Genomic DNA, 12135 nt, shown 5'->3' with positions numbered 1-12135 from the left:
GTGATTATGATTAAAAATATTTTAGAAACAATCAATGCACAAGCCGCTATCCATCCTGATTCACCGGCATATGATTATTTGGGCAGACATAACAGTTATCGCGACCTCAAAGAATATTCTGATTCCTTGGCTGCTTATATCGATTGTCAGCCAATCAAAACAAATGCACCGATCATGATTTTTGGTGGTCAGGAATTTTCGATGATTGCGAGTTTTTTGGCTGCTGCTAAATCTGGTCACGCTTATATCCCTGTCGATGTAAACTCGCCTAGCGAGCGGCTAACGGCGATTTTAACCATTGCTGATCCCGCTCTTGTGATTGCCTGTGATGCGTTGCCGATAAAAATTTCAGACCGGCCGGTGATTCAAGCTGATCAGCTGGCAAATATTTTTTTGCAGCAGACTGCCTACAAGATGACTCATGCCGTCACTGGTGATGATACCTTCTACATCATTTTTACATCTGGTACAACGGGTCAACCCAAGGGCGTACAGATCAGCAGCAGCAACATTTTAAGTTTTGCCAATTGGCAACTAGGTTCTGATTTTAATCTTCCTGAACATGCCTCCACTTTAGCCCAAGCACCTTTCTCTTTTGATTTATCTGTCATGGACTGGATTCCGGCATTGTTAGCCGGCGGGCAGCTGCGGGCTTTGCCAAAAGAAGTTGCTGATAATTTCAAAAAACTCTTTGAGATTCTGCCGCAGTATGATTTGCAGGTTTTTGTTTCGACGCCTTCTTTTGCAGAAGTCTGTCTGATAAATCCGGATTTCGATCAAGTTCATTTACCTCAACTGAGTCATTTTCTTTTCTGCGGTGAGGAGCTGACTAAAAAGACTGCCGACAAGCTGCAAGAACGTTTTCCTGGCGCTAAAATTTTTAACACGTACGGGCCGACTGAGGCTACTGTAGCTGTTTCGGGAGTTCAAATAACTCAGCAGCTTGTAAATCAATTCGATCGTCTGCCTGTGGGCTATGTCAAATCTGATACGCAAGTCACGATTTTTGATGAGCAAGGGAAACCCGTACCTTGTGGCCAATCTGGGGAGATCATTATTTACGGCCCAAGTGTTTCAAAGGGCTATCTGAACAATCCAAAAAAGACTGCAGCAGCCTTTTTCCATTATCAAGGGCAGCGGGCTTATCGTACCGGAGACTTAGGCAGTTTGGATGCACGCGGTCTGCTGCATTATGAGGGCCGTAAAGATTTTCAGATCAAACTGCACGGCTACCGGATCGAGCTTGAGGAAGTGAACCATGGTTTAAGTCAAAGTGATTTGGTCAAACAAGCCGTGGCTATTCCACGATACGATTCGGATCATAAAGTTGCCCAATTACTGGCATGGGTCGTGCCCAAAGATAATCAGTTTGCCAAGGATGCTGATTTAACAAAAGCGCTTAAAGAAGATTTGAAAGAACGGATGATGTCCTATATGATTCCCAGCCGTTTTGTTTACAAAGACAGTTTGCCGATTTCAGCCAACGGAAAAATTGACATCAAAAAGGCCATCGCTGAGGTCAATAATGTTTGATTTTTTCGGAAATCAACTGCCTAATTTACAGCCCTATGCGGATCCGACTTACTTTATTTACCTGTTGATAGCCATACTGCCTTTAGCCATCGGTTTATATTTCGGCCGGCGTTTTAAGATTTATGAAGCCGTCTTTTCGTTAGTTTTCATTGTTTTAATGTTTACAGACGATAAGCTGGGTCAGGGATTAGCTCTAATCGGCTATATTATCTGGCAGCTGCTAGCCGTCTGGCTGTATCATGTCTACCGGAATCGCCAAAATAAGGCCTGGGTTTTCTATCTAGCTGTGTTCGCCTCCATTCTGCCCTTGATCATTGTGAAAATGACGCCAGCCATCGATGAAGGCGCCAAATCGATCATTGGTTTTCTTGGTATTTCTTATCTGACCTTTCGTGCGGTCGGCGTGATTATGGAAATGCGGGACGGTGTCCAAAAAGATTTCAAAGCTTGGCATTTTTTTAGATTCATGGTTTTTATGCCGACCTTGTCTTCGGGCCCGATTGATCGTTATCGGCGTTTTGAAAAAGATTATCAGCAGATTCCGGACCGGAACCATTATGTGGATTTGGTTGGCAAAGCTGTTAAATATCTGTTTATCGGTTTTTTGTATAAATTCGTATTGTCTTATATCTTCGGCAGCTTAATGCTTCCTAATGCTGAAAATATGGCTTTGGCGGCTGGCAAGGGGCCATCATTTGAACTTTTGTGGGTCATGTATATTTATGGTTTTTACTTGTTCTTTGATTTTGCGGGCTACTCCTTATTCGCTGTCGCCATTTCGTATTTAATGGGCGTCGAAACGCCAATGAACTTTAAGGCTCCTTTTAAGTCAAAAAACCTGAAAGAGTTCTGGAATCGTTGGCACATCAGCTTGAGTTTTTGGTTTCGAGATTACGTTTTCATGCGGATGGTCTTCGCCATGAAGAAAAAACGATTATTCAAAAAATCCACCACTTATTCAAGTGTGGCTTATGTCTTGAATATGCTGCTGATGGGTTTTTGGCATGGCATCACTTGGTACTATATTGCCTATGGCCTATTTCATGGCTTGGGTCTAATGATTAACGATGCCTGGCTGCGTTATAAGCGCCGCCATCTAAAATGGCTGAAGTCTAATTGGTTGACACAAGGCATTGCGATTATCTTTACTTTTCACGTGGTGATGTTCAGTTTCTTGTTGTTCTCGGGATTCTTGAATGTTTTATGGTTTATCAAAAAATAGAGGTGTAAAAATGGAAAAAGAAGTTCTAGAAATTTTAAAAAATATTGCTGGTGAAGATTTGTCTGACCAGCGTGATGAGAATTTTTTTGAAAATGGTCTCATAGATTCAATGGCGACTGTTGATTTGATTTTAGCTTTGCAGGAAAAGTTCTCGATCAATGTACCAGTCTCTGAATTCGATCGCAGCCAATGGGATACGCCCAATAAAGTGATTGCGCAGGTCAAGGAGCTGATGAATCACTAATGGGGAAAAAGCTCTGGAGAATTTTTGGACCCGTACTGCTGGCTGTCGCGATTCTGCTTGTTTTGTTATTTGCGCCTTTTAATTATTCTCACTTTTCATCCAAAGATGAACAGCGGGCGGCAGTTGCTTTGAATTCTGTCGTTTTTAAGAATCAGCAGTTAAAAAAACAAGCGTTATCGGATCAGCATATGCGTTACATTCCTTTTTTCGGGTCTTCTGAATGGGAACGTATGGATGCCTTCCATCCTTCAGTGCTAGCGGTTAAATATCAACGCAGTTACCGGCCGTTTTTATTAGGCCGGCGGGGAACACAGTCACTGACACAATATTTTGGCATGCAGACCATTTTGCCGCAATTACAAAATAAGCAGGCTGTTTTTGTTATTTCGCCGCAGTGGTTTGATCATGTTGGAGCTGAACCTGCAGCTTTTGACTTTTATTTTTCCAATCTGCAAGGTGCTGATTGGCTATGCCGTGCAAGGAATACAGCTGTCGATCGATATGCAGCTCGTCGCTTTCTTGCGTTGCAGGGCAAAGGCCGCAAAGATGATTTAGCCGCTATGTATCGGCGGATTGCCCAAGGAAAAGCCTTGACCCCTTTTCAAAAATGGGAAATCCGAACTCGAAAAAATGTTTTAGAACATGAAGATGAGCTATTCAGTAATTTTCATATCAATGATAATTATGACCGGCGAATTTTAAAGCAAAGCCAATACCTGCCAAAGAAATTTTCTTATGGTCGCCTAAGCCGCATAGCAGGCCGTATGGCAGCTAGGGGGAGCAGCAACAACGCATTTGGTATTTCTAATCGTTTCTATCGCAGCAAAATTCGGCCGATTGGCGTGCGGCGTTTGCGCGGCGTTCAAAGGAGAGCCAGTTACCTGCGTTCACCGGAGTATGGCGATTTGCAGTTGCTGCTGACTCAATTTGCTCAGTCCAATATCAATGTCATGATTGTAATACCACCTGTTAATCATAAATGGGCTGCCTATACAGGCTTAAAAGAAGCGCGTTATCAGCGTGCTGTGCGTAAAATCAAATATCAACTGCATGAGCAATCTTTCAACCGGGTATTGGATTTGTCCAAAGATGGTGACCAGCCTTATTTCATGGAAGATACGATTCACCTAGGCTGGCGCGGCTGGTTGGCTTTTGATAAGGGTGTATATCCTTTTCTCACCAAAAAGCAGAAGCAGCCTCACTATCGGATTAATAATCGTTTCCTATCCAAAAAATGGCAGCAGCTGCGTTTTACAGAATCAGATGCACGCAAGCTGATTAAAAAATAAATTTGGACAAACAAAAAGCCGCTGATCATCACAGTGGCTTTTTTGGATTTACTGAATTTCAATATGATGTGCTTGATTCTCATCAGACTTTGGTAAAACAAGCTTCAAGATGCCATCTTCATACTTAGCGCTGATCTTGCTTTCATCAACACCAGGGAGATAGTAGCTGCGAGAATAACTGCCAGAGCGGCGCTCACTGGCAACGAGATGATTTTTCTTATCTCTTTGCTCCGAATCACGATTCAGCGTGCCCGATACGGACAGATTATTGTTAGCGTAATCTATTTTAATATCCTTTTTGTCTAATCCGGGCAGTTCAATCTGTAAAGCGTAAGCTTTGTCATCCTCGGAAACATCGGTCCGCATCAAAGGATTACTCCGACGCATACCGTTCCAAAACTCATCACGCGGGCCAAAGAAATTATTCATCAAATTTCCCATCATATCGCCGACGTCCATCAGTCCATCATTCCTATCAATTAAATCATTTGCCATATTCAATACCTCCTATTGCTAAGTGATATATCATATCTATCGCTTACACCTATTATAATAGTCAGTATTGGTCAGAAAGTCAATAAAGGTCAAACAAAAATCTGAAAGTTTTTGATTACGTTTCGTATGAATGAAGTGTTGTCCTGTACGATGCTAAAATTGGCTTATGACCTTAAAGATTATCCGAGCCTTTGCTGATAGTGATTTTCGCTCCGAGTTATTGGCTCGTATACATAAAAAATATCAGGCGGATCCGCAGGCGCGTTTTTTCTATGTGGTACCCAACCATATTAAATTTTCGTCAGAGGTCGGTGTTTTAAAGGATTTTGGAGGCTTATTGGGCGCAAAAACTCAAGATAACCAGGCCTTTTCACGCTTGCAGGTTTACTCTTTCTCACGCCTGGCTTGGGCCTTGACCAAACAAGAAGAGGGGAAAACGGCGCTGACTGATTTATCAATCGCCATTCTAGTTGGACAAGTCTTGCGGGATCTGCCCTTAGCACAATTGGGAATTTTTGCGCGTTCTGCCCGTTTGCCAGGGTTTGTGGCCAATGTTGCCGCACAGCTGCAGGAAATTTGGGATTCCGGATTGACTGCCGCTGAGTTAGGGGTAACACATAGCGGCCAAGATCGTTTAGCTGACAAAATTCATTTTCTGGCGATTATTGAAGCACAAGTTCTGCCTTTACTGGCAGACTTTGAGCTGCCTGAGGATAAGCTGAAAAATTTTGCTGAAGATTTGGCAGATTTAGACTTATCGCACGCAAATTTCTATTTTGAAGGTTTTTCTAATTTTACCAATACTGAGATGTCTGTTTTACAAGCAATTATTGCCTTGGATAGACAAGGCAGACTAGGCAGTGATTCTGAAGTGACGGTCGCTTTGATCGGCGATAGTGCCAGTGATCGTTTTGGGGATGGCAATCTCTTTTTTAAGACGAATCGCCTGATTAGAGAAAATTTTCCTGATGCCCAGATCGAGCGGATTCATCGCGATCGAAATTTATCTATGTCGCAGCAGAATTTTGAAAAGAGCTGGCGTGAATTAGAAACACAGGGTTTTGCCCAAGAAAAACGCCCATTGCCTCAGATGTCGATCAGGGCCGTCAGCAGCCAGGAAAACGAAGCGGCTTTTGTTGCCCGCTCGATTCGCCGCAAATTGGTCGACGATCCAACTTTGCGGGCACGTGACATTTTGGTGATTGCTCAGCGTTTGGATAATTACAAAGATATTCTGCCGCACTTTTTCCAGCGCTATGATCTGCCTTATTTCTTGGACAGTGATACCCGCATGTCTGATCATCCTTTAGCTTCTGTTTTAGAAAGTTTGTTGACACCAAGTGCAGAATTCGATTACGAACGGGTTATGCGGATTTTAAAAAGCGGCCTATTCCAATGGGAATCCGAAACGAATTTTCAAGAGTCTTTGGATTATCTGGAAAACTTTGTTCTGGCAGCTAACCCTAAAGAGGCTCTTTGGCGTAATGGTGATTTTCAGTATGTCGCGGTCAGTGATGAACAGGATGTGGCCAAAAGCGATCCACAAGACCAGCGAATCAACCAAATGGTTAATCAGATGCGTGTCTATATTGTGCAGCTGCTGGATAGTTTTAAGGACCGTTTTGCCAAAGTGGCTACTTATGGGCAGGCTGTCAGAGCTTTGATGGCTTGGCTGCTGGACTTTAAAGTCGATCAGGTCTTTATTGCACAAGCCAATCGCGGCGATGACCGAGGCGTTCAAGCTTGGAAAATGCTGATAAACAGCCTGGAACAGATCGATCATTTGATTGCCGATAAGGAATTTGTTGGCCAGGATTTTTTGCAGATGTTAAAAGATGGTTTTGCAGCGGCCACCTTTTCAGGTATTCCGGCCAGTCTGGATCAGATTACAATTTCAGAAAGCGGGATTGTTCAGCGGCAGGATTATCGCTTACTGTACTTTATTGGTGCGACTTCAGATAGCCTGCCGGCGCAGATTGATTCTAAAAGCCTATTGGATGACTCTGATCGTCAGCAATTAATCAGTGATTTCGCTGAAGCCAAAAAGGATTATTTTTTGCAGGACACAAGTCGTCAGCAAATGGCTGCCGAGAATCTGCGTTTTTATTCGACCGTTTTATCCGCCACAGAATCAGTTGTCTTCAGTTATCCAAAATTTAGAAGCGATGGCAAAAAAAATGAGCTTTCGCCTTATTTGTCCCGCCTGTCATTGCCGGAAGTCTCGGACTTGTACGAAGTCAAAGTGCCGGATCTGCCTGAAAAGAAGGCGGATCTCGTTAATTATTTGGGCAATGCCAATAGCTCGGTTACTGCCGTCAGCCGCAGTGCAAAAGCATATGGGACTGCTTTTATTGACGGTTTATATTCGTTAATTACCTTGCGAAACGCCAACTTTAAGAAAGTTTTGGCCGCGAGCCATTATGAAAATCAAGTTGTGACTTTGAGAAAAGATCTGGTCGATAAGCTTTTTGGCAAAGATTTGCGTTTATCAATTTCTCAAATCGAACGCTATTTCAGTAATCCTTATGAATATTTTCTGCAGTATGGCCTGCGTTTGAAAAAACGGAGCCAATTTACCCTGGATCCTGCGCTTTCAGGCAGTTACTATCATGCGATTTTTGAAAAAGTCGTTGATAGGATGATCGAAAAAAAAGTCGCATTTCGCGATTTAAGCAATCAAGAACTGGATGAAAGCAGTCGTCAGGCTGCTGAGAGCCTGCTGCAGCAAGAAGATTTTCAGATTCTGGATTCAGATGACCATTTCCAGGCTGTTGCTAAAAGCCTCACACAGGATGTTGCATTGACTTTCCGTCTGATGCGGCTGTCCAATGCCTTTAACCAATCACGCCCTATCCGCACTGAGGCAGCTTTTGGCCGCTTGGATCAGGATAACAAGCAGGCGCCTTTGATTGGTCTGGATTTCACTTTGGAAAACGGCAACCGCTTATATCTTCGCGGGAAAGTCGACCGCATTGATAGCCAGGATCAGAATCATGATTTTGCGACAATTATTGATTACAAGTCCAATGGCAAACAATTTAATTTTCGCGATGCTTATGTTGGCAGTGAGCTGCAGTTGTTGACTTATTGGATGGATCTTTTAAAAAATACACAGCAGCTGGGATTTCGCCAGTTGGGCGGGGCTGTTTTCGCCCAGATTAAAAATCAGCCGGCCACAATCGCAGATATGCTGTCCAAGGGTGTGCCGCTGGACCAGGTCTTTGGCCAAAATGCACAGTTTCAGCGGCCGGATTTCCAATTCCGTGGTCTTTTACTGGACGATTCAGCCTATTTGGATAATTTGCAGCATCTGGAAGCTGGCGAGAAGGCCGATTTTTATCATTTTTCGTTAACAAAAAATGAACAGCATGCTGCTAGCGATGATGTCTTATCTAAAGAAGATCTGCAATTATTGATGAAACATGACCAGGACAAACTGGTCCAAGCCGGCAATGCCATTAGTCAAGGGCGTTTTCCTTTGTATCCTTTGCGGGAGGGCGACCAGAGATCTGCACTGACTTATTCCGATTATAAGGAAGTTATGAATTTCGATCGTTCTTTTGGCGATCGTTATCATGATTTGAATGTTTATCCCAATAACAGAAAAGGCGTTTTGGCCTTATTGAAAAAGGAGCAGGAAAAATGAACTATTCTGAAAACCAAAAAGCTGTTATTTTTCATGCTCCTGATGAAAATCTGCTGGTTGCTGCTTCGGCTGGTTCTGGCAAGACAACTGTTTTAATTGAACATGTCTACCAGCAGCTGTTGGCAGGCCAGGATATTGATCGTTTTCTGATTTCGACTTTTACAGATGCCGCAGCTTCGGAAATGAAAAGTCGTCTGGAAAAACGCATTCGTCAAGGGATCGGAGAGACTAGCGCAAAGGCCGATAAAAAACATTTACAGGCGCAGCTGCTATCGTTAAATAGCGCGGCAATCGGGACTTTAGACGCTTTTTCATTAAAAATTATCGAACGATATTATGCGGCAATCGGCTTGGACCCGTGCTATCGCATTTTGGCTGATCAGACCGAAAAAGATTTGCTGATTCAAGAAGTGATTGATAATACTTTTAATTCGTCATATAAAGACAGCCGTTTTCTGGAACTGCTCGCGAATTTTTCTTCAGCCAGCCGAGATCAAGATTTGAAAAAACTGGTCATTAGATTGAATTCGATGGCCGAAGCGCGTGCCGAAGCCGATGAGTGGCTGGATTCGCTCGGCCGCCATTATCGCTTGGGAGAAAGTTTGACTGCTGGCGATTTTTGGCAGCGCTTATTAGCGCCCCAATTATCCGATAAGGTTGTCGAAGCTTATTATCAGATTGTCTCAGCCAAAGAGAAGATTGAAAAATTGCAGGATTATAGCAGTTACGAACCTTATTTGACTGACGTCGCTGCCATGATGCAGGGGTTAATTGAAAGTTTCAAAAGTAATGACTGGCAGCAGATTCGCGATTATTATGATCAGCATCCTTGGCCGAAATCCGCTCGCAAAAAGGGCAATACACCTGGTGAAGCTGAGTATTTCAAACAATTCGTCGATAAGCAGATCAAGGCTGCTCGGGATTCGTATCGCTCAATTGCCACGGATTTCCTGCTTCTTAACGAAAAACAATGGCTGCTGATTAGCCAAAATGCCGATAAAATTGTCACAGAATTAGTTGAGCTGACAAAACTATTTCGGAAACATTTTGCTGCTAAAAAACGCGATCTATCGCTGCTGGATTTTTCAGATGGCGAGCAGTTTGCCTATCAGATTCTCAAAGTTCCCAGTATTCGTGAAGAAGTTCAAAGCAGTTATCATGAAGTGCTTGTCGATGAATACCAAGATATTAATGATTTGCAGGAAAGTATTCTCACGAGTGTGGCAAACAGCCACAATATGTTTATGGTTGGCGACTTAAAACAGAGTATTTACGGTTTTCGTCAAGCTGACCCGAAGAAGTTTACGGAAAAATATCGTGCCTATGGTCGGCATCAAGGCGGTCGTCTGATCGAATTAGCTGATAATTATCGTTCAGAAAAAAATGTCACGCAGTTTTCGAATTCCGTTTTTGATCAATTAATGGACCAGAAATTAGGCGGAATTGATTACAAAGGGGATGTCCAATTAAAGGCGGCCAACAAAGATTATCCGGCCGACTTGAAGAAAGTTGCTGAGATGTCGATCGTGATTGATGACGGCCAACGGACAGAGGCGGATTTTGGCAAGACTGACGCCGAACTTGAATTGATTGCGGCTAAAATTCAGGATTTAGTTGGCCACGAGCAGCTTTTTGACCGCGACTCAAAAAGCATGCGGCCAGTTCAATTTAAAGATATTACCATTCTTGCGCGCTCGCATGCTTGGGAAAACGAGCTGCAGGCTGTTTTTGCCAAACACAATATTCCAGTGAATGTCGCGGCTGGTAATTTTCTGCAGGAATTTGAAATTTCTGTGATTTTAAGTTTCTTAAAAATTATTGACAACCCGCATCAGGATATTCCTTTGGCAGCTGTTTTGCGGTCACCGATTTATGGCTTGGACGAAAATAAATTGGCCGAGATTCGCACAGTGGATTTAAAACACGATTATTTTACGGCCGTGAAAACGTATGCTGAAACCGGCACCGACACTGATTTAAAAGATTTACTGGTCAACTTTCTCCAGCAGCTGAATCGTTATCGGGAAATCGCGGCTGATAACCGGATTGTTGATTTGATTTGGCAGATTTACGATGACACGAATTGGCCAGAATATGTTTCGGCGATGGTCGGCGGAACACAACGTTTAGCCAACTTGCACGCTTTATACGAATACGCTCAGCAATTATCAGACAATCGTTTTGTTGGTTTATTCAGTTTTATTCGCTATGTCGAACAGTTGATGAACGCGACTGAAGACTTTTCCCAAGCGCCGGCGGATATGGGTGAGCAAGCTGTCTCAGTTATGACGATTCATGCAGCCAAAGGTTTGGAATTTCCAATCGTCTTTCTTTTGAACCTTGACAAAAAAATTGATGCGCGCGATACGCAAGGCGCGATGGTGGCAGATTTTGACGAAGGCATCGGGATTGATCTGGTTGATCCGGTTTCGCGTGTAAAAATTCCGACCCTGCAAAAAATGGTTGTTGCAGAAAAGATTAAGGAAAAAAACTGGGCTGAAGAGATGCGGCTCTTGTACGTTGCTTTAACGCGTGCCGAACAGCGCCTGTATCTAATTGGTGCTAGCGGATCGCAGACTGATTTAGCTTTATCTTGGGAGACACCTGTTTCAAAAGACCCGGCCGTGCTGGCTGTGCAGGATCGATTGCGTGCGACGAGCTATCAGCAGTGGATTGGTATGGCTTTAGCTAAGACTGGCCGGATTGATTTGACGGATTTGGTCAAACAAGCTGATCAATCCGACTTGGTATTTTCAATCAAACTGGTTGACTATAGCCAAATTATAGACATGGCTGCACAAGAAACGGAAAACGATACGGCCGCAGTGACGGCTTCAGATATTAAATCCGACCCGGAAATTAATTTATCACGGGCAGAAAAAATTCTCGATTACCGATATCCCTTTCAGACAGAAAGTAATCTGGCGGCCTATCATAACGTCAGTGAATTAAAACGTGTTTTTGAGGATCCAGACGCTTTGCTTTTGCCGGAAATGGATGACCAACCAGCTGCAGAAATCACGGAATTGCCTAAGCCGGATTTCGCCCAGTCCAGCCAGGGAACACATATCAGTTCGACAGATAAAGGGACTGCCACGCATTTAATCTTGGAAAAAATTGACTGGCATAAAGAACTGACCACAGATTACCTGACGAATTTAATTCATCAGACTATTAGTGATCCCGAGCTGGCCCAAGCGATTGAATTAGACAAGCTGGAATGGCTGATACATTCTGAGTTAGGCAGGCAGATTCAAGCGCATGTTGACAGTCTCAGACGTGAGGAAACGTTTGCCATGCTCCTGCCGGCCGAAAAACTCTATCAGGGTATCAGTAGCGGCGATCAAGTCTTAGTTCACGGTATTATTGACGGCTATTTTATTGACGGTGATGATGTTATCTTGTTTGACTACAAGACGGATCGTTTGACGAAAAATTATATGGCTGATTTGTCGGCGCGTTATGCCGGGCAGCTGAATATTTATGCAACTGCTTTGGCAAGCATGTATCCAGGCAAAAAGGTGGCTGATCGCGTGATAGCAGGCTTAGAGGGCGAGAAACTGATTCACTTATAAACAACTATTTTTAATTTATTGCCTTTTTTTCTTGACTTCATGATCTAAACAGATAATAATAAACACAACTTTTAAGAAAGGAAATCTGATGATGGCAATTACTTTGAATCGTTGGCAAAACTGGCGTAGCA

7 protein-coding genes are annotated in these 12135 nt (G+C 43.3%); 6 read left to right on the top strand and 1 reads right to left on the bottom strand.

Going from position 1 to position 12135, the window contains the following annotated elements:
- Nucleotides 1–6 precede the first annotated feature (6 nt).
- Genes dltA through dltD form a run of 4 tightly spaced genes read left to right on the top strand, consistent with a single transcriptional unit; the run spans nt 7 to nt 4288 of the window.
- Nucleotides 7–1533 (top strand): D-alanine--poly(phosphoribitol) ligase subunit DltA, encoded by a 1527-nt coding sequence (gene dltA / locus ABF487_RS05220; protein WP_263779847.1) that lies wholly within the window; start codon nt 7–9, stop codon nt 1531–1533.
- Nucleotides 1526–2755, top strand: coding sequence for a D-alanyl-lipoteichoic acid biosynthesis protein DltB (gene dltB / locus ABF487_RS05215; RefSeq protein WP_415625135.1), 1230 nt, complete (start codon nt 1526–1528; stop codon nt 2753–2755). The genes dltA and dltB overlap by 8 nt, the downstream gene beginning before the upstream one ends.
- Nucleotides 2756–2765: 10 nt before the next feature.
- Nucleotides 2766–2999, top strand: a complete 234-nt coding sequence (gene dltC, locus ABF487_RS05210; protein WP_007745438.1) for a D-alanine--poly(phosphoribitol) ligase subunit DltC — start codon at nt 2766–2768, stop codon at nt 2997–2999.
- Nucleotides 2999–4288 carry a D-alanyl-lipoteichoic acid biosynthesis protein DltD gene (dltD, locus tag ABF487_RS05205; protein ID WP_263779849.1) on the top strand — a complete coding sequence of 430 codons (1290 nt, stop codon included), beginning with the start codon at nt 2999–3001 and terminating at the stop codon, nt 4286–4288. Before dltC ends, dltD begins: the two co-directional genes overlap by 1 nt.
- A gap of 48 nt (nt 4289–4336) precedes the next feature.
- Here dltD and ABF487_RS05200 read toward each other — a convergent pair whose 3' ends face one another.
- Nucleotides 4337–4783 carry an Hsp20/alpha crystallin family protein gene (locus tag ABF487_RS05200; RefSeq protein ID WP_263779850.1) on the bottom strand — a complete coding sequence of 149 codons (447 nt, stop codon included), beginning with the start codon at nt 4781–4783 and terminating at the stop codon, nt 4337–4339.
- A 166-nt stretch (nt 4784–4949) separates the two neighbouring features.
- Between ABF487_RS05200 and ABF487_RS05195 the strand changes: the two genes are divergently transcribed.
- A complete protein-coding gene (locus ABF487_RS05195; RefSeq protein ID WP_415634705.1) occupies nt 4950–8429 on the top strand; it encodes a PD-(D/E)XK nuclease family protein in 3480 nt (1159 codons plus the stop codon).
- Nucleotides 8426–12004 (top strand): helicase-exonuclease AddAB subunit AddA, encoded by a 3579-nt coding sequence (gene addA / locus ABF487_RS05190; protein WP_415634704.1) that lies wholly within the window; start codon nt 8426–8428, stop codon nt 12002–12004. The genes ABF487_RS05195 and addA overlap by 4 nt, the downstream gene beginning before the upstream one ends.
- Nucleotides 12005–12135 lie beyond the last annotated feature (131 nt).

This window comes from Oenococcus sp. (assembly GCF_047725585.1).
Classification (GTDB): domain Bacteria; phylum Bacillota; class Bacilli; order Lactobacillales; family Lactobacillaceae; genus Oenococcus; species Oenococcus kitaharae_A.
The sequence above is the reverse complement of the archived record's forward strand: the minus strand, read 5'-3'. Positions and strand labels throughout refer to the sequence as shown.

What these genes read in the sequence shown, in the direction of transcription:
- dltA (WP_263779847.1), top strand. Translation starts at nt 7, where the DNA reads ATGATTAAAAATATTTTAGAAACAATCAATGCACAAGCCGCTATCCAT.
- dltB (WP_415625135.1), top strand. Translation starts at nt 1,526, where the DNA reads ATGTTTGATTTTTTCGGAAATCAACTGCCTAATTTACAGCCCTATGCG.
- dltC (WP_007745438.1), top strand. Translation starts at nt 2,766, where the DNA reads ATGGAAAAAGAAGTTCTAGAAATTTTAAAAAATATTGCTGGTGAAGAT.
- dltD (WP_263779849.1), top strand. Translation starts at nt 2,999, where the DNA reads ATGGGGAAAAAGCTCTGGAGAATTTTTGGACCCGTACTGCTGGCTGTC.
- ABF487_RS05200 (WP_263779850.1), bottom strand. Translation starts at nt 4,783, where the DNA reads ATGGCAAATGATTTAATTGATAGGAATGATGGACTGATGGACGTCGGC.
- ABF487_RS05195 (WP_415634705.1), top strand. Translation starts at nt 4,950, where the DNA reads ATGACCTTAAAGATTATCCGAGCCTTTGCTGATAGTGATTTTCGCTCC.
- addA (WP_415634704.1), top strand. Translation starts at nt 8,426, where the DNA reads ATGAACTATTCTGAAAACCAAAAAGCTGTTATTTTTCATGCTCCTGAT.